14 protein-coding genes are annotated in these 19,392 nt (G+C 43.5%); 9 read left to right on the plus strand and 5 right to left on the minus strand.

Going from position 1 to position 19,392, the window contains the following annotated elements; all coding sequences use genetic code 11:
- Positions 1 to 194: 194 nt before the first annotated feature.
- Together AB4482_RS04765 and AB4482_RS04770 are read left to right on the plus strand one after the other, a co-directional pair.
- Positions 195 to 1,082, plus strand: coding sequence for a putative PEP-binding protein (locus tag AB4482_RS04765; protein WP_017066315.1), 888 nt, complete (start codon positions 195 to 197; stop codon positions 1,080 to 1,082).
- A gap of 159 nt (positions 1,083 to 1,241) precedes the next feature.
- A complete protein-coding gene (locus AB4482_RS04770; RefSeq protein WP_017059696.1) occupies positions 1,242 to 1,727 on the plus strand; it encodes a PaaI family thioesterase in 486 nt (161 codons plus the stop codon).
- Positions 1,728 to 1,835: 108 nt separating this feature from the next.
- On the opposite strand, the gene AB4482_RS04775 is transcribed toward AB4482_RS04770, so the two are convergent.
- Positions 1,836 to 3,191, minus strand: coding sequence for a hypothetical protein (locus AB4482_RS04775; protein ID WP_017063834.1), 1,356 nt, complete (start codon positions 3,189 to 3,191; stop codon positions 1,836 to 1,838).
- A gap of 28 nt (positions 3,192 to 3,219) precedes the next feature.
- Here AB4482_RS04775 and AB4482_RS04780 point away from each other — a divergent pair, with 28 nt between their 5' ends.
- On the plus strand, positions 3,220 to 4,128 hold the full coding sequence (locus tag AB4482_RS04780) for a S1 RNA-binding domain-containing protein (RefSeq protein WP_017059694.1): 909 nt from the start codon (positions 3,220 to 3,222) through the stop codon (positions 4,126 to 4,128).
- A 299-nt stretch (positions 4,129 to 4,427) separates the two neighbouring features.
- On the opposite strand, the gene rsmF is transcribed toward AB4482_RS04780, so the two are convergent.
- The 4 genes from rsmF to AB4482_RS04800 all read right to left on the minus strand — a co-directional run bounded on the left by rsmF (position 4,428) and on the right by AB4482_RS04800 (position 11,777).
- Positions 4,428 to 5,849 carry a 16S rRNA (cytosine(1407)-C(5))-methyltransferase RsmF gene (gene rsmF, locus AB4482_RS04785; protein WP_017063836.1) on the minus strand — a complete coding sequence of 474 codons (1,422 nt, stop codon included), beginning with the start codon at positions 5,847 to 5,849 and terminating at the stop codon, positions 4,428 to 4,430.
- Between the two features lie 149 nt (positions 5,850 to 5,998).
- The gene (locus AB4482_RS04790) at positions 5,999 to 8,656 is read right to left on the minus strand and encodes an MlaD family protein (RefSeq protein WP_372180602.1); all 2,658 of its coding nucleotides are present in this window, start codon (positions 8,654 to 8,656) and stop codon (positions 5,999 to 6,001) included.
- The gene (locus AB4482_RS04795; RefSeq protein WP_372156946.1) at positions 8,643 to 9,926 is read right to left on the minus strand and encodes a PqiA/YebS family transporter subunit; all 1,284 of its coding nucleotides are present in this window, start codon (positions 9,924 to 9,926) and stop codon (positions 8,643 to 8,645) included. The genes AB4482_RS04790 and AB4482_RS04795 overlap by 14 nt, the downstream gene beginning before the upstream one ends.
- Before the next feature lie 54 nt (positions 9,927 to 9,980).
- Entirely contained in the window at positions 9,981 to 11,777 is a 1,797-nt protein-coding gene (locus AB4482_RS04800) for an ABC transporter ATP-binding protein (RefSeq protein ID WP_017059690.1), read from the minus strand.
- An 89-nt stretch (positions 11,778 to 11,866) separates the two neighbouring features.
- Here AB4482_RS04800 and AB4482_RS04805 point away from each other — a divergent pair, with 89 nt between their 5' ends.
- The 6 genes from AB4482_RS04805 (at position 11,867) to AB4482_RS04830 (ending at position 19,283) form a co-directional block, all read left to right on the plus strand.
- Positions 11,867 to 12,358, plus strand: a complete 492-nt coding sequence (locus AB4482_RS04805) for a GAF domain-containing protein (RefSeq protein ID WP_017059689.1) — start codon at positions 11,867 to 11,869, stop codon at positions 12,356 to 12,358.
- Between the two features lie 97 nt (positions 12,359 to 12,455).
- Positions 12,456 to 13,079: an RNA chaperone ProQ gene (proQ, locus tag AB4482_RS04810; protein WP_017057223.1), complete on the plus strand. Its 624-nt coding sequence runs from the start codon at positions 12,456 to 12,458 to the stop codon at positions 13,077 to 13,079.
- Positions 13,080 to 13,096: 17 nt separating this feature from the next.
- Positions 13,097 to 15,091, plus strand: coding sequence for a carboxy terminal-processing peptidase (gene prc / locus AB4482_RS04815; protein ID WP_372146890.1), 1,995 nt, complete (start codon positions 13,097 to 13,099; stop codon positions 15,089 to 15,091).
- Between the two features lie 275 nt (positions 15,092 to 15,366).
- Positions 15,367 to 16,050, plus strand: a complete 684-nt coding sequence (locus tag AB4482_RS04820; protein WP_017630022.1) for a hypothetical protein — start codon at positions 15,367 to 15,369, stop codon at positions 16,048 to 16,050.
- Positions 16,051 to 16,268: 218 nt separating this feature from the next.
- A complete protein-coding gene (gene pepN, locus AB4482_RS04825) occupies positions 16,269 to 18,875 on the plus strand; it encodes an aminopeptidase N (protein ID WP_102333354.1) in 2,607 nt (868 codons plus the stop codon).
- A 189-nt stretch (positions 18,876 to 19,064) separates the two neighbouring features.
- The gene (locus AB4482_RS04830; RefSeq protein ID WP_004733645.1) at positions 19,065 to 19,283 is read left to right on the plus strand and encodes a DUF2835 domain-containing protein; all 219 of its coding nucleotides are present in this window, start codon (positions 19,065 to 19,067) and stop codon (positions 19,281 to 19,283) included.
- Positions 19,284 to 19,392 lie beyond the last annotated feature (109 nt).

Below are 19,392 nucleotides of genomic sequence, written 5' to 3' on the forward strand. Positions count from 1 at the left end.
TATTCTATTGCGGAGTGGTTAAGATAACGGAATTGAACAGAGGAATAAACTCTATTGAGTCAAAGTTATCTCAGTTATTGCTAATATTCTTATTTTTATCAGCAGGCCAGCGTCAAATAAGGGATTTTCACTTGTATTAACAGGCAGCTATCGGTATTTTCGTTTGAACACAACATAAAAATGCTGGAGCAGCAATGACTCAAGAAAATCAAAGCACTTTGCACCCAGAACTCGTCTTAGGTGATGTGCTGCCTTCTTACAACGATAATAATAATTCTAACCACTTATACGTTTCATTATCAGAATTAGTGATGGATCGTGTCTTCTACCACCCAAGTATCGAGAGTCACTTAGATACTTTGACTGATATTGAAAAAACGTCTTTAGAAGCGATCCTTGGCGATAAAACAGTCGATGAGCATTTTGTTTCGACCTTAGTGATTGCCATTCAAGCTGCCGTTCAGCCAAATCACACTTCTGTTCGTATCGCATTAAGCAGTGCAGACAGCTATGGATTCCGTTCGCTGCTTGGCGGGAACTGTGAAGCAGAAGAGATTAACCCTGCACTAGGTGTTCGTGGCGTTGCTCGTTACGCGACACCAGAATACAGCAAGGCTTTCGCTTTAGAATGTCAGGTTATTAAGGCATTACGTGAGCAGGGCATCAACGTTGAAGTAGTTGTGCCTTACGTTCGTGCGTTAAGCGATGCCGCTAAGATTATTGACCTGCTTGCCGAGCAAGGGCTACCACGCGGCCTTAACGGTTTGAAAGTACTGTTCTCGTGCGATGTGCCGTCTGCAGTGCTACTGAGCGAACGTTTACTGCATTACTTCGATGGTGTAGTGGTAAACGTTGATAGCTTAGCGTCTTTCACTTTAGGCGTAGACAAACACAATGAAGCTCAGCAGCACGCTTTTGATCCACAAAACGAAGCGGTTATTACCTTGTTGGATATGATTGTTAAAGCAACCCTGAACGCGAAGAAGCCAGTGCTGCTAGTAACTCAAGGCTTAGTGGATTACCCACGTCTACAAGGTTACATAGCTGATCTTGAATGCGTAGAAACGGTCGTGACTGCGTAAATCGATTAGCTTGCCTGATAAGCCGACTTAAGGCGCTAATGCTTTGAGAATGAAAGAGATATCATTGTGCGATGATATCTCTTTTTTGTAACATTTTTTTGACATTCTTATCGCTAGTCGATTAACTGGTCTGATGACTAACTTGGCTAGGTAATTCGAATGTTGACCCCTCTACAAAAAGCAAATTTCTACTTAAGCATGTTTGGCTTTTTCAAAGTCCCACTTATCTGGTTGTGCCGACCAAAACTACTCGCGTTGGACAACCAACATGTTGAAGTGAAAATCCCGCTTAGAAGGCGTACTAAGAATCACCTTAACAGTATGTACTTTGGCGTTTTGGCTGTAGGTGCGGATGTCGCGGGTGGGTTTCTTGCGATGAGCAAATCTCAGCAGCAAGGTGAAAAGATCTCGTTGGCTTTTAAAGAGGTGACGGGTAACTTTTTGAAGCGCCCTGAAGGTGATGTGCATTTCACTTGTAACGACGGTGAGCTGATCAACACTATGCTGGCAGAAACCATGTCGACCGGAGAACGGGTCAATCAACCCGTAACCATTATCGCGACTTGCCCATCTTTACATGGTGACGAGCCGATGGCGGAGTTCACGCTTACGCTTTCAATTAAGAAAGTCCCTTCAAGAAAATAGCGATTAAATAATAGATTTTGGTTTAGAAGTCATGGGTAACGTTGAAGAGATAAAACAACGGTATGTGAATGGTTTCCACATACCGTTATAGAGAACTTTATAACGGCTCTATGACTCTTGAGTGATCTGCTCAATATCAACTATTTTTGAACGGTTCATAACGATCTTCCAACGGTAGTAGGTTGGTTCGTTATCATGGTTGTTCTCTTTAATGATCAGGTTGAGAAGATGACGCTTTTCTACTGATTCGCGGCTCACTTGTCCTTCATTCAAGCGGTAGATCTTGTTTGAGCCTTTATCCATCAACCGTGTCAGCGCTCTTAGGCTGATCGATAACGTTTCACGAGTCTCCTCATAACCACTCATAAAGGTCGATGTCGACATCTCAGTATGAGAGCGGTAATGCAAGATTTGCTCTTCACGTTGTACCACACGCTTTTTACGGATCGACTGAATGCGATCTGCAAGCTTAGAAAAATTTGCGTAGTCCAACCATTCCAGTTTATGGCCTACTGACTTGTTGGTCGTTGGATCATAGTAACGACGCTTCCATTTTGGCTTGCCTTTACGCAGCCAGCGCCAAAGGATGTCTCTCAAGTCATCTTTAAAGATCTCACGCAGTGCGTAAATGAAAGACATTGCCACGATGAAAGAGGCGGTAATCTCACCAAGAAAGTCACGAGCCAAGATCACAGTAGTGGTCACGACAACCATCACCAAACCGGTCGCGATGCCTTTCACGGCACGCTTAACGTTCTTACCCATCGACGTTGTCTTTTCTTTAAGCACGATAGGGTGTTCAATCAAACGACGCAGCAAACGCATCTTGTTACTCAAGCGGGTAACGTCCTCTCGAACTCTTGCTGAGTTGTAGCGGTTCAGTTTACGGTGCGCGGTCTCTTTATCACAAAGCGTTAAGAGTCGTTCTTTAATCGTTGAATACTCACTACCTCGTGGCATGTGTGAAACTAGCGATAGGAACTTTTGCTCGGTATACCAAGATAGGTAGTTATCGATATTAGCGTAGTAGCGCTTGAGATTTTCTTCGTAAGGGATGCTTCGGCGTAGCTTCTTCAAGATATCTAAAGCCAATTCAATGACTTCATCTACTTCATCAGCCGTTACGTCGTCACTATCAGTTTTATTTAAGCTGCTGACTGCTTTATCTAACGCGATAACATATTGGTAGGCAAACAGACTCAAACTGACACGATACTGTGTTGTAGATAAGCGTCCACGTTTTGCCAAGCGACTGTGTACCAAAGGTAAAAGTGTTTTGTCACTATAGTAGGCACGTTTTTGAGTGATTGAGCTGTAGAAAAAGGCACTTTCAGAAAGCACTTCAGGAGTCAGTCCAAGTTCACCGGGAATGAATAGATAAACGTCCATGTCGAGCTTTTTGGTCTTAGCCATGGCATGGTTAATTTTAAGTGTTATCGCATCTTGTTTATCAACGGTGATCAACGATGTCTCCTAGAATGTAAAAATATGAATGAAACTAGCGAAAGCATATCAGAGATCACGTATAATCTCCGCCAAATTTAAAGTAGAGACAACCTTGATGATTAATATTGGTCAAATAAACAACTTAGAAGTAGTAAAACAAGCAGACTTCGGTGTATTCCTTGACGCGAGCGACTATGGAACCGTGTTGCTGCCGAAACGATTTACTCCTGAAGGTGTTGAAATTGGTCAAAAGCTAGATGTTTTCTTATACATAGATTCTGACAACCAGATCGCTGCAACGACTGAAAAACCAATAGCTCAAGTAGGCCAGTTTGGTTTGATGACGGTTGAAGGTGTTAACAGCACTGGTGCATTCATGAGCTGGGGCGTGAAAGGTAAAGACCTTCTTGTTCCTTTCAGCGAGCAGCGTGGCCGTTTAAACGAAGGTCAGTCAATCTTAGTATATGTGTATATCGATAAAGCATCGAGCCGTATCGTTGGTACAACGAAGTTCAACAAATGGTTAGACAACACGCCTGCGACTTATAAGCAAAATGAGCAAGTCGATCTCATTATCGCTGAGCGCAGCCAGTTAGGTTACAAAGCGATCGTGAACGGTGAACACTGGGGTATGATTTTCCCATCTGACATCATCGGTAAGCTGTTCATTGGTAAAACACTAAAAGGCTACATTAAAAACGTTCGTGAAGAAGACGGTAAGATTGATTTGTCTCTTCAGAAGGTTGGTGTGGCTAAGATGGATGACCTAAGCACTAAGGTTCTTGACCTGCTTGAGAAGAAAGGCGGTTACCTGCCTTTGAATGATAAGTCTTCTCCTGAAGTTATTTTCTCTGCATTCAGAACCAGCAAAGGTACGTTCAAGAAGACAATTGGTGGTCTATACAAATCTGGCAAGATCACTATCGACAAAGAAGGTATCAGCTTAGTTAAGTAAGCGGTCCTTTCGGTCAAAAAAAAGCCCAAACCTTCCTGTTTGGGCTTAGGGGAAAGGGCTCCGAAGAGCCTACGCTAATCGTTTTAATCTTTTGACTGTTAGATTGAAGTCTAGTTTAGATTCTCTAAAATGCGATTTTTCTTTTTGGAAATAGTGACTTGAATTGATATTTATATAATTAGCTGTTGATTTACAAGCGCTCGCACACTGACTTATATGGCCGATAGAATAGAAAAAGCCCAAACAATTAACGTTGTTTGGGCTTTTTGTTTATTAAGGTGTACTCAGTGCGAACGCTTTTAGAAAAGGTTCTTATCGCGCACGAGTTCGCGTGGTAAACCGTTCTTCACTCGGTTGCCAACCCACTTACCAAGGCCGATGATTGCACCATTGTACTTCACTAGTACTTCACCTTTTCCTGACAAGTTTTCAGGGCGAACATCGCGGCCCATGAACCATTCACGAGCATCTTCAATACTAAGCTCTACAACATTAGCTTCATTACCTGTTGCGAGCGTTGTCGCTACTTGGTGCTGCCAGCGGTAACCTTTTTTATGGGTTTCAGCGATCTTGATTCCCATGCGAGAAAAACGGAACTCACCGATCATCGGCTCTAGCGCTTCTGGGAATAGCCAAACGTCTTTGTCGCGAATCCAAACCTGAGTATCGCTTGGCAATTCGATATCGAGAGTACTCATTAGTTGTTCAGCGACTTCTTGCTGAGTTTTCTTTGATGCTTTTTCAAATGGGAATTTACCCATACGTTTTTTAACTTCTGGTGGAGTAACAGACGCTAGTTTACGGATACGTGCAACAAAGAAACCTTCAGAGTCATAGACCTGTGGGAAGATGTGAAGAAAGCCTTCTTCTGTCGTGGTTGCTTTTGCGTTGTCGAATAGTGATTCCAGAGATTCGAATTCAACCGCATCACCAAAGGTTTCTTTTAGGTGATGACACACTTGTTGGTTCTCTTCGGTGCTAAGCGTACACGTTGAGTAAACCAAAACACCATTAGGTTTAAGAGCATGGAATGCACTTTCAATCAGATCTTTTTGCGTGTCGGCAATATCGACCACAGATTGATACGTCCAGTTCTTCATCGCATCGGCGTCTTTACGAATGGTACCTTCGCCAGAGCAGGGTGCGTCTAGCAACACAGCATCAAACTGTTCTGGTAACCAACCACCAAAAACTCGACCGTCAAAGTTACTTAGAGCGGCATTACGAACGCCACAACGTTCGATGTTAGCGTGAAGGACTTTCACACGGCTTGCTGCATACTCATTGGCAACCAATACACCGCGATTATTCATTAGCGCAGCGATTTGCGTTGTTTTAGAGCCGGGTGCAGCCGCAGTGTCTAGCACCGCTTGGTAATCAGCTTCGCCTTGGAAAAGTGCCGAGGGTGGCATCATCGAGCTGGCTTCTTGGATGTAGAAAAGACCAGACATGTGTTCTGCCGTATTACCTAGTGGCGCTTCACTTTCGTCCGCTGTAATCCAAAAGCCCGTTTCACACCAAGGTACAGGTTCCAGTTCCCAGCCTTTCTCTTTTGCTCGTACTAGGAAGTCTTCAACACTGATTTTCAATGTGTTGATTCGAATACTTTTACGAAGTGGTTTTTGGCATGACGCAACAAAAGAAGCCATATCTAGATGACTAGGCATGATTGCTTCGATGTGCGTTAGGAATTCTTCAGGAATATATACGTTAGCGTGCAAAAGAGTATCTCGATTTATTGCATTAATGCGGGGAGTTTAAAGCAAAATGAGGCCGTCCTAAACCATATTTGCAGCAAACAACAAAAATGCAGCCTAATGGCTGCATTTTGATGAAGAATTAATCTTCCAGAAACGTCAGAGAGTTCACTCTATGGACGAGGAATTGCGGTTCTCCATGATTTCCACTCATCTTCGGCTTGAGGATAGAGGTAGAAAGACTGATCTTCGCTTGCTACTGGTTGAAGTTCATTTGTCGGTGGCGTTGAGAATGTAATACCACCTCTTAACAAGCTGTCTACCGTTCCGGCTTTGATGTTTGCGCCTGACAGGCCGATAGAGACATCGACGCCCGACACGTTCCAGAACACGGTGTTTGCGCGGATTAGATACGCGTAGTCAGGTTCTATTTGAATCGTAGATATGATGCGATCAGCAAACTCGCCCAGCTGAACATCTATAACACTGCCAATTTCTAGTTCACGGAATAGGATAGGTGTACCTTCAGATACTGAGCCGCGCGTTTCGCTTTGCAGTTGGAATATCTTGCCTTCAGGCTGCACAGGTCCTTTGCTAAGCTCAAATTTCGTGTTTCTTTCACCTTTGCCCGGGTCTACGTTGATGTGTTTAGAGAGCAGCGCAGAGACGTTTTTGATGCCATTAAGGCCAATCTCAGGTTCTGCCAACCAGAAGTGACTGTTCGTCACGGCAATCTTGTCGACGTACTCAGGTAAAATACGCGCAGTAATTTCAATGCCGCCCTTGTTGAAGTTCGGAATCACCAAAGTAACCTCACCAACAGTGACACCTTGATATTTGATCGCCATGCCCTTGTTGACTTCTTGATCGCCAGAAGAGGTGATAGTAATCGCGCGGCCAAATTTTCGAGCAGATTTTGAATCTTTGTAAAGCTTCCACACGTCACCAAGTTTGTTGTCGATTCCCGGCAGAGAGTCAAAAGCAATACCGCCTTGGATAAGGGTTTTAACTGGTGCCGCTTTAATGCTGATACCCGATAGCGACGCATCAACCTCAACGCCTGATCGGTTCCAGAAAACAGTGTGCTTGTTGAGTAAGTGCGTGTAACGATTTTCGATTGTGACTTTGATTCTTACGCCACCGTCGGCAAGCTGAAAATCAGAAATACTACCCACTTGTAGGTTGCGGTAGAGGAGTGGACTGCCTTTAGAAATTGAAGGTAACTCACTGGCAAACAAAGAAAGTGTCTTTGAACCAGACTGATTAAACTTAGCAATTTCTGCTAACGACTTACTTTGGAAAAGTTGGTAGTCCGTTCGAGCTTCAGATTTACCTTCACTCACAAAGCTAATCGAGCCGGTAAGAAGCTGTTTTGCTGGTGGGACCGTAACACTCAAGCCTGATTCGGTTAGCTCTGCAGTCGCACTACCTGTCACAAAGAAACGGTTGTGGCTTTTGATAAGGTGCGCGTACTCATTATCGATAAGTGCATCCATGAAGACTTCGTGTTTATCAGAGCCCGTACCAACACCATCAACTAATCCCACATGGATAATAGAGCCAACGGCAATGCCTTTGTAGAGAAGTTGTGTACCGACATCTAACCCGAACGAATTGTTCGACGTTAAGCGAATCGCAACGGATTTCTGTTGTTCCTGACTGAATTCATTTTTTCGGATTGCAGTAAATCGACGCGCCTTTTCACCTTCACCCGGTACCAAGGTTAAAAAGTTACCTGTCACTAAATTGGCAATGTTTTTCATGCCAGTAAGCGACAGTTCAGCCTCTTCTAGAACGAATTTACTGCCGCTGTTTAAAAAGTCACTGAATGCCGGTTGGATAGCGGCAGATGCAACGACGTTTTCACGCCCTTCACTTAGCGATAAATCAGTGATTTGACCGATTTCAATGCCGCGATACATGATCGGAGCACCCGTTGCACTGATTTTATTATCATCGGGAACGGCGATCTTGATAGAGATACCTCGACCCGCTGTCTTCAAATCTGGGTAGAGCTTGAACTTGGTATTCATCTCTACGGGTTGGCCTTCTCCCGGAGAGTCGACCGCAATTGAACCGCCAAGCAATGCACTTAGGCTCTCTAAGCGAACATCAACACCAGAAAAACCAATACTGGCACCTAAACCACTGACATTCCAAAAACGGCTTTGGTCGGTAATGATATGGCTGTATTCATCTTTAATTGACGCTTGAATCGTAACGGATTTCGCGTTGTCGTTTAACTGGTAGTTGTAAACCTCACCAATTGGGATTTTACGGTAAACGATTTGAGAGCCAACAGACACGCCGCCCAGATCTTTGGTCGTCAGTGAAATATTCAAACCTTCAGAAGCCAGTAAATCAGAAGGGGAGGATTCTAACGCTTGGAAAATGGTTTCTGGGTCTTGTTTGGTTTCGCTCGGGTGGATAGCAATATAGTTACCTGAAACAAGTGCGTCTAATCCTGAGATACCCGACAAACTTGCTGTCGGTTTTACAAGCCAGAAACGAGTGCCTTTTGAGAGTAGCTTCTTCGCTTCAGGGTAGATGTCTGCATCGACATAGATGCTCGATAGATCTTTGGATAAAGTGATGTCGCGCACCATACCCACCTCTAAGCCTTGGTAACGAATCGTTGTTCGACCTGCGACTAAACCAGCGGCATCTGAGAAGTATATTTGCACACGTTGCCCAGCATCGTGTATTGATTTCATGACCAACCAACCGGCTAAGGCGACGGTTAATATCGGCAGAATCCACAAAGGGGAGATGCCTTTGTTTTTCCTTACTTCTGGTGAATATGACGTTTGTGATTGGTTATCGTTGTTCATTCACTGACTCATCTTTAGAGGTGTAGTTATCCCAAATTAGCCTAGGATCTAAGCTTTCCGCTGCTAGCATCGTGAGAACAACTACGACGCCAAAAGCGACTGCACCATAACCTGGTGTAAAGTTTAAAATTTGCCCGCGGTCGACCAAGGTCATCATGATCGAAATAACGAACAGATCCATCACCGACCATTTCCCCACCCATTTCACAATGAAATAGATGGTCATGCGTTGTCTGTGGTAAACGGCGCGCTTCATCTTGATACAGATTAAGATGTACGCGAGGCCGAGTATTTTCGCGACGGGCACGACGATACTGGCAATAAAAATGATCGCTGCAATGCCGTACATATCGCTATTTATCAGCGACGCGACACCAGAAATTATGGTGTCTTCTAGCCTTTGTCCGTTTGTTATAAGGATAGAAATCGGAATAACGTTGGCTGGCACAATAGCCACTGATGCGGCAAACAGCAGAGCCCATGTCTTCTGTATAGAGTAGGGCTTGCGGTGGTATAAGTCATGGTGACAACGCACGCAAGTATGTCCATCCGGTTGAGATAGGTGGCAGTTGTGACAGTGTATGTTCTTACTTTCAGCAAAAGAGTAGTCAGATTCTTTTGCCCAAGCTTCCCAGTAGCGACGCACACTGATACGGCTTACCAATAATACGCTGAAAAGTTGCAGAAGAATCAAGCCAACCAATCCTGGGCCTACAAAAATATCTGAGTAATCTTGCAGTTTGAAACATGAGACCGCCAAACTTACCAGAAACACATCCAACATCATCCAATGTTTGAGGGTCTGAATAATGGCTAATGCATAGCGAAAGGGTGTGAAGATCTTAAGACGCAGTGATGCATGAGTGATGAGTACCGAGGTGCACACGAGCAACGGAGCGATCGAACTGCAGAACAGGATCAGCAAACCAAGTAGAGGAAAGCCTTCGCCCATTAAGGTAAAAACACCCGATGGTAACGTCGCGGGTATCATGACGCCAATCAGGCGAATACTGATGAATTCAAAAAAGTGCGATGGGATAAACAGCAATAAGCAGGTAATTGCGATTGCTAGGTTTCCAGAGAGGCTAGGGGTACCGCCTCTATAAAGCTGAGTTCCGCATCTTGGGCAGTAAGCTGATTTCCCTAAAGGGATGTCCATTTTATCTACGGGAAGTTCGCAGCCCTGGCAAAGACGCACTGAGCTGCTGTCGCATTGGTGTTTTGTTGATAAAGGGTTGGTTACGGATGGGGAGGTCACGCGACCTCCCAAGTTGAAACGTAAGTTAGGTTAGCAACCCGACTTAAAGACTCAGAGCCACAAACATCAGGCGTGCGATTGCACACTGCCGTAGAGTGTTTGATAGAGTCCTTGTTGTTCAACCAATTCACCATGTGTTCCCGTCTGTGTGACTTGTCCATCTTCTAAAACATAGATTAGATCGGCTTGTTTCACCGCTGATAATCGATGAGCCACTATCAAAGTTGTGCGATCTTTCAAAAACTCGCTCAACGCTTTATGCAGTGCTGACTCTGTTGCTGTATCGAGTGCAGATGTCGCTTCATCAAGAATAACAAACTTAGGATTGCTCAGCACCATACGAGCTATTGCTAAGCGTTGTCGTTGACCACCAGACAGTCGAACGCCATTCCTACCAATTTGTGTATCTAAGCCATTGCTCAGTTGCTTGATGACATCTTGCATTTGAGCGACTTCAAGCGCACGCCACAACGACATTTCGTCGTATTCAGCACCAAGGGTCAGATTATGCCTTAATGTATCGTTAAAGAGTATAGGTTGTTGTAAAACAACGGCAATTTGATTGCGTATTACATCAAAGCTGATGTCATCGGTTGTTTCACCGTTATAGCGAATGCAACCTGAGTCTGCTTGGTAAACCCCAATCAGCAACTGGATTAACGTAGATTTACCCCCTCCACTCGCACCGACCAAAGCGACTTTTTTACCTGCAGGGATGTGCAGCGATAGCCTATTTAAAACAGTGTTTTCTAATGTGTAAGAGAATGTAACGTCTTCGATGTCAACTGTCACTTCTTGATCTTCAGTAAATGGGTTCACTTTACTGATAGGGCGCTTCTCTTCTTCTAACTGAAGAAGATCGTTGATGCGTTGCAGTGCCGCTTTCGCGCTATACCAAGAGAATTGAATCCCTAGTAGCTCTTGAACTGGGCCTAACATGAACCACAAGTAGCCAAATACCGCGAAAATCTGACCAATGGTTAAGTCACTGAATAACACCATTAGCATCGCGACGGCACGGAAAAGCTCGAAACCTAATAAGAAGAGTAGAAACGAAACACGGCCAGCAGCTTCAGATTGCCAAGCGTATTTGTCGGCATCGATTCTTACTTGGTTTGCTTGAACCTTAAGCTCATCGAGAAAGATACGCTCTTTATTCGCCGCGCGCAGTTGGTAAATGCCATCTAAGGTTTCCACCAAACGGTTTTGAAAGCGCTCAAAAGATTGGTTTTCGTATTTCTTAAGGTGTTTGACCCTGCTGCCTAGTTTACGGGAGAAATAAATCACAACAGGATTGACCAGTAAAATGAACAACCCTAAACGCCACTCTAGCCACAACAGCACGATCGCTGTACCGAACACGGTCAGGAAGCTGATGATAAATTTAGAAAGAGTCGAGCCAATGAACTTATCTATTGTCTCTATGTCTGTTATTAGGTGGGCGTTGATACCGCCGCTGCCTTTGGTTTCGTATTGTCGAATACTGATTCGGCCAAGCTTATCTATCATCTTGCTGCGCATTTGATAGGTAATTGTTTTGGACACAAGCGTAAACTGGCGCCCTTGCAGAATGTTCAGCGCTTGGCTAACGGAGCGCATGATAATCACTAACAACAAAGTTAGTGCTATATAGCCAGTCGGTGTTTGTAATGAAGATGGAAGTAGGTGGTTCATCATCTCTAAGCCTGAAGCGGGCTTATCAAGTAATACTTCATCAACCATTAATGGCATGAGCAACGGGATAGGGACACTAATGAGAGTTGCAAATATGGCAATAATGTTAGCAAACAGTAATTTGGACTTGTGTTTTTTTACTTGAGTTATTAACCAAGAACGGCTAATAGTGTCTTCTGAATTGTTCATTGTAATGAGAATAAGTCCTATTTAGTTTGATGGCCGCATTCTACTGCGTTCTCTTGATAATGGAAGTCTCAATTTAATTGGAAGTTAATATGAAAATAGAACATTACCAACGCTTAACCAAACAAGCCGTTGCATTAATTGAATCAGAAACCGATCTAACTGCTAATCTTGCTAATATCAGTTCATTATTATTCATGGAATTGGATGACTTGAATTGGGCGGGTTTCTATTTAATGAAGCAGGATTTAGCTAAGGAAAAAGACGAACTTGTACTGGGCCCTTTCCAAGGTCAACCTGCTTGTGTGCGAATTCCGGTCGGGCGTGGTGTGTGTGGAACTGCGGTTGCGACGAATACAGTTCAGCGCATTCATGATGTTCATGAGTTCGAAGGTCACATCGCTTGTGACGCTGCAAGTAACTCAGAAATCGTTATTCCGTTCTCTATTGGCGGAAAAATCGCGGGCGTTCTTGATATTGATAGCCCAAATGTTGGTCGTTTTTCTCAAATTGACGAGGACGGATTGACATTTTTCATGGCAGAAGTGGAAAAGCTGCTTAATTCGCACGCGAACAAGGCATAAATTATTCTCTTACTGTGGTTTTTCCCAAGCATCTCTCTATAATACGTAAAAATATTTTCTTAATGCTCGCGGAAAACCGCAAAAACCAGGAACCCACATGGAAAACACTGAAAAGTTAAAAAACAGCAAAGAAGTTATCGCATATATTGCTGAATGTTTCCCTAAATGCTTTACTCTAGAAGGTGAAGCGAAGCCACTTAAAATTGGTATTTTTCAAGATCTTGCTGAACGTCTAAATGAAGACGAAAAAGTAAGTAAGACTCAGCTTCGTGCAGCGTTAAGACAGTACACATCATCATGGCGTTACCTGCACGGCGTAAAAGCTGGCGCAGAACGTGTTGACCTAGACGGCAACGCGTGTGGCACACTAGAAGAAGAGCACGTTGAACACGCTAAAGCTACACTTGCAGAAAGCAAAGCGAAAGTTCAGGCTCGTCGTAAAGAACAAGCACAAAAAGCTCGTGAAGAAGGCAAAGCGAAACCTAAGGCGAAGAAAGCTCAACAGCCTCGTCGTCAAGCGCCTAAAGCACCAAAAGTAGAAAAGCCTGTAGAAACACGCGCTTTGAACGCTGACGAATTCATCGCTGGCAAAGAAGTAAATGTGAACATGGGTAAAGGAAACATGGCTGCGACCATTGTTGAAATCAATAAGGAAGATGTGCGTGTTCAGTTAGCAAACGGCCTACAAATGGTTGTTAAAGCGGAGCACTTGCGCGCTTAAAGGAGATACTCCTACGCATGAAATGCCGTTCAAAATTGACACTGATTGCTGCTAGCTTTTGGCTAGCAGCTTCAGCTCAGGCTCTTGAAGCCAAATTAGATCAGGACGATTTACCTCTACTCGCTCCTGAGGTCCAACACGAAACTGCTAGTAAACGTGTTACTTCTCGATTTACTCGTTCTCACTATAAACACTTCAATCTCAACGATGATTTCTCTCAAGCTATCTTTAATCGTTACTTAGAGATGCTGGATTATAATCGTAATATCTTCACTCAAGCTGATATTGACTCTTTCGCTGCGTCATCTACACAAATTGATGATCAACTGAAAGCAGGCAATAACCAGATTGCATTCGATGTTTATAATTTGTCTATGCAGAAGCGTTTTGAACGTTTTCAATATGCATTGTCTTTGCTAGATACAGAGATTAAGTTTGATACCGATGAAAGTATTGAGCTCAATCGTAGTGAAGCGGAATGGCCAAAAGATATCGCTGAAGTGAATGAGCTTTGGAGAAAACGCGTTAAATACGATGCGTTGAATCTAAAACTTACTGGTAAAGAGTGGCCAGAGATTCAAGAAGTTTTGGAAAAGCGTTACAACAATGCGATGAAGCGTATTACGCAATCGCACAACGAAGATGCTTTCCAAATCTACATGAACGCATTCGCGCGTGAAGTTGATCCGCACACCAGTTACCTTTCTCCAAGAAATGCAGAACAATTCCAATCTGAGATGAATCTATCTCTAGAAGGTATTGGCGCTGTACTTCAGATGACAGACGACTACACCGTTATTCGTTCTTTAGTGGCTGGTGGCCCTGCTTCAAATAGCAAACAATTGAGCGATGGCGACCGTATTGTTGGCGTTGGTCAAGATGGCGAAGAGATTGTTGATGTTATCGGCTGGCGTTTAGACGATGTAGTGCAATTAATTAAAGGACCGAAAGGGACTAAAGTTAAGCTACAGATCTTGCCAGACGGTAAAGATGCAAAAAGTCACGTTGTCACAATTGTACGTGATAAGATTCGTTTAGAAGACCGCGCTGTTAAATCAGAAGTTATCGAGAAAGATGGCAAGAAGATTGGTGTACTCGAAGTACCTAGTTTCTATGTTGGTCTTTCTAAAGATACCGATAAACTGATCACCGAGCTTAAAGAGCAAGGTGTTGAAGGTATTATTGTTGATCTGCGAAACAATGGCGGTGGTGCACTCACTGAAGCAACTGAACTCTCTGGTTTGTTTATCAAAGAGGGACCCGTTGTTCAGGTGCGTGATAGCTACGGTCGTGTCAAAGTGAACAGTGATACTGATGGCGAAATTAGTTACCAAGGTCCACTAACGGTATTGGTGAATCGCTACAGTGCTTCAGCGTCTGAAATCTTTGCAGCAGCGATGCAAGATTATGGCCGTGCAATCATCCTAGGTGAAAACTCTTTCGGTAAAGGTACGGTGCAACAGCATCGCTCTTTGAATCATATTTATGATTTGTTCGATAAAGAGTTAGGCTACGTTCAATACACAATCCAAAAATTCTACCGAATCAATGGTGGTAGTACGCAAAACAAGGGTGTAGTACCTGATATTGCTTACCCAACGCCAATTGATCCTGCAGATACTGGTGAAAGTGTTGAAGACAACGCTCTTCCTTGGGACAGCATCGACAAAGCGAAGTACTCAGTGTTACAGCGTAACGATGAGCAGATCGCAGCGTTGACGGCTAAACACGAAGCTCGTATCGCAACAGACATGGAATTTGGCTTTATCGCGCAAGATATTGAAAAATATAAGGCAGATAAAGACGACAATGACCTTTCTCTTAATGAAAAGGTTCGTCAACAAGAGAGTGATGATGCGGATGCGCTTCGTCTAGAGCGTATTAACCAACGTCAAAAAGCCGCTAAGTTAGAGGCATTTAAAACGTTGGATGATATTCCAAAAGACTACGAAGCCCCGGATGCTTATCTTGATGAATCAGTTGCTATCATGCTGGATATGATCAAGAAATAAACAAAATACCTGTTATAAGGTGATTGTTTAAAGACGTACTATTTGAAAAGCGAGCTTAGGCTCGCTTTTTTTGTGTCTATGATTTGACAGGAATATCTGATTGTAACCGTTTAGGTTGGCGCAAATAACACTCAATATTCAGGGTAATTTAGCTCTGTTTTGTGTTGAATAATGACACTTAAGTTACTTCGCACTTAAAATTTAGTGACTTAGATCATATTTTTTCGCTTTCTATTCATTACGTGCCTAAGCTTAAAGAAAACGAGGGGACGCTTATGAAATGGATTCTACTATTTTTATCTTGTTTAAGTTTTGTGGCTTTTGGGAGCGAGGTCGCTTCTAGCAGCCAACAATCAAAAAGTGATAGTAATCTATCTCATTTTGACCTTCCTCTGTTGCTTGGTGATTGGTATTTGATGAATCCAGATCCTGAGCAAGGTACTGAAAACTTTAGAGCAATCAAACTTACTCTCGATTCAAATTACTCATTCACTATCGATATCCAAAAGAAAGACTACAGTGTGGATCATTGGGAAGGTTTGTATAACGCCAATGAAGACACGATTATTTTGGGTTTGAATACTTCTGAGCCTCAGGTTTACGCGTACAGTAGTAATCATAATATGCTGAATCTTAACGGTGTTATGTTCACCAAAGCCTTGCCTAACGCCCTAGCTGGAATATGGTCAAGCGCCGAACTGTCTGGAAGCGATTTGCGTGCCAGCAACATTCAAAAAATGGATTTAGTGCTTCAACCAGATTTTATCTTCATGTTCCGAGTGTCCGATGAAGAAGGCGGAGAAGTCATTCGTCGCGGTGTGTATTACACAGAAGGCGATCAACTAGTGTTACTTTATGAGAACGGTGAACACGGCACTCGATATACACTGAACAGCGATGTGTTAACGCTGCAAGGTGAAGAGGGAGATATGTTTGCGGTACTCAATCGCATTCGATAATCGTGAGTTTTAGCAGTAACGGCGTACTCGTTGATAATATTGTGCACAGTTCATTTCTTAGGCGTTCCTGTCTGATTTGATTGATAAAATAGCAAAACATGGAGGCATTTTCTTACAATGCCTCCTTTTTTTAATATTCCCCTTGTTTTATTGGCGCTCAACCTTTAGATATATACAGTTAAAAAATAATTACGTATAACGATCAAAAGGAACCCGTCATGGCACATACACCTCAAGCCAAGTATCGTAAAGATTATCAATCACCATCTCACACGATTTCTGAAATCGATCTTACTTTCGATTTGTACGACTCAGCATCCATTGTTACGGCTGTTTCTAGTGTTAAGCAGGAGAAAGACAGCACGACATTAGTACTTGATGGTGAAGGCTTGAAGTTGGTTTCTGTTTTGGTTGAAGGCAACGAATGGACTCAGTACGAGCAGTCTGAAACTCAACTTACGCTGAATGACCTTCCAAAAGAATTTACTCTAACCATCGTTACCGAAGTTAACCCTGAAGGGAACAGTGCACTTGAAGGCTTGTACAAGTCGGGTGGCGCGTTCTGTACTCAATGTGAAGCTGAAGGTTTCCGCCGTATCACTTACTACATGGATCGCCCAGATGTGTTGGCGAAATTCACTACAACGGTAATTGCAGATAAAGCAGAGAACCCATTCTTATTAAGTAATGGTAACCGTGTAGATGAAGGTGAAGCTGAAAACGGTCGTCATTGGGTGAAGTGGCAAGACCCACATCCAAAACCAGCGTACTTGTTTGCTTTAGTAGCGGGTGACTTTGATGTACTTCGTGACGCATACACTACACAATCGGGTCGTAAAGTTGACCTAGAAATCTTTGTTGATAAAGGCAATCTAGACCGTGCGAGCCACGCGATGGTTTCTTTGATTAACTCAATGAAGTGGGACGAAGAACGTTTCAATCTTGAATACGACTTAGACATCTACATGATCGTAGCCGTTGATTTCTTCAACATGGGTGCGATGGAAAACAAAGGCTTGAACGTATTCAATTCGAAGTTCGTTCTAGCAAACGACCAAACTGCAACGGATACAGATTACCTAGGTATTGAAGCAGTAATCGGCCATGAATATTTCCATAACTGGACCGGTAACCGAGTGACTTGTCGCGATTGGTTCCAGCTGAGCTTGAAAGAAGGCTTAACCGTATTCCGCGATCAAGAGTTCTCATCTGATCTTGGCTCTCGCGCAGTAAACCGAATCAACAATGTTCGTATTATTCGCGGGCCACAATTCGCTGAAGACGCAAGTCCGATGTCTCACCCAATTCGTCCAGAAAAAGTGATAGAAATGAATAACTTCTATACTTTGACCGTGTACGAAAAGGGCAGTGAAGTGATCCGTATGATCCACACATTGTTGGGCGAAGATGGTTTCCAAAAAGGCATGAAGCTGTACTTCGAACGTCACGATGGTACGGCTGCAACATGTGAAGACTTCGTCGCGGCAATGGAAGATGCGTCGGGCGTTGACTTATCTCAGTTCCGCTTATGGTACAGCCAGTCTGGTACGCCGACGCTGTCTGTTGAAAGTAAGTACGACGCAGAGAAGAAACAGTACACGTTAACAACTCGCCAAGTAACAGCGCCAACTCATGAGCAAACGGAAAAGCAGGCTCTGCATATTCCTCTTGATATCGAGCTGTACACAGCTGCGGGTGAAGTTGTTGAGTTACAATGTAACGGTAAGCCAGTTCATAATGTATTAGATGTGAAAGAAGCAGAGCAAACGTTCGTGTTTGAAAACGTTTCTGAGCAACCGATCCCATCATTACTTCGTGAATTTTCTGCGCCAGTGAAATTGGAATATGACTACTCAGATGAAGAACTGATCTTCTTGATGGTGAATGCTCGCAATGAATTCTCTCGTTGGGATGCGGGTCAAATGCTATTAGCGAAGTACATCCGCAGTAACGTGGAGAAAGTTCAGCAGGGTCAAGCGTTTGAGCTTTCTGATTCTGTTGTTGATGCATTCCGTGGCGTACTGCTGAGTGATTCACTAGAGCCTGCGTTTATTGCAGAAATGCTTTCTCTACCAAGCCACAATGAAGTATCGGGTTGGTACGAGCGCGTTGATATTGATGCGGTCGCATCGGTTCTTAACTCAATGAAAGTCACACTAGCTGCAGAACTTGAAGACGAGTTAGCGGCGGTTTATCACAGCCACGCACTAACAGAATACACGGTCGATCACGATTCGATTGGTAAGCGTACTCTACGTAAAGTTTGCCTAAGTTACTTAGCACATACAGAGCAGGGTAATGACTTGGTTGTTGCGATGTACCAGCAAGCAAACAACATGACAGATACGATGGCAGCAATGGGCGCGGCAAACAGTGCACAACTACCATGTCGTGAAACCTTGATGGTGGATTACAGTGACAAGTGGAAACACGATGGTCTTGTTATGGATAAGTGGTTTGCATTGCAAGGTACAAACCCAAGTTCAAACGCACTTGAAGTGATCAAAGCGTCGATGTCGCACCAGGCGTTCAGTTTGAAGAACCCGAACCGTACCCGTAACTTGGTCGGTTCATTCTTAAACATGAACCCGGTTCAATTCCACGACAAGTCTGGTCAAGGCTATGCATTTGCAGGCGAGATCTTACGTGAACTGAACAGCAGCAACCCGCAAGTGGCTTCACGTCTGATTGATCCACTTCTTAAATTCCGTAAGTACGACGATGAACGCCAAGCTCTGATCAAAAAAGAACTAGAGACGTTAAAGAACATGGACAACCTAGCAAAAGACTTGTTTGAGAAAGTGACGAAAGCACTAGAGGCTTAAGTCAGCGCGCATTCAGGTAACTGTTTGCTACAACGAAAGGTCATCAGTGGTAGAGAATATCTGCCACTGATTTTTTGTTTCTGGTTCATCGAATTTTCGATAAGCTAGAGCAGCTTCAAGTTCAGTTTCACCGTCAGACATCTAAAAGTGCCAAAAAACACTGGAACTGTATATTTATACAGGTATCGTATGAATCGCTATATTTTCCAACTTAACATCTCATATCAGCAGTTTTTGGCCAGCTATTCTGGCGCCGCAAGTAAAGTTCAAGTGATAACAACAACAGGTTTACGCTTACAGTTACCTGCAACTCGGTTCAGACCATTTCTTACACAAATAGGGGTTAGAGGGCAGTTTAGGCTGACAACTGACCAAAAAAATAAGTTTATTAAGTTAGAAGCTCTGTAAACCTTGGCGTGCCTAGTGAGTTAAAAGGAATCTTAATCACATAATCAAACATTTCACCTCTTACCACCTCCAAAACAATTAACTATTTTTCAATAATGCTTTTACAATA

The organism is Vibrio sp. 10N.222.55.C7 (genome assembly GCF_041473335.1).
Taxonomy (GTDB): domain Bacteria; phylum Pseudomonadota; class Gammaproteobacteria; order Enterobacterales; family Vibrionaceae; genus Vibrio; species Vibrio crassostreae_C.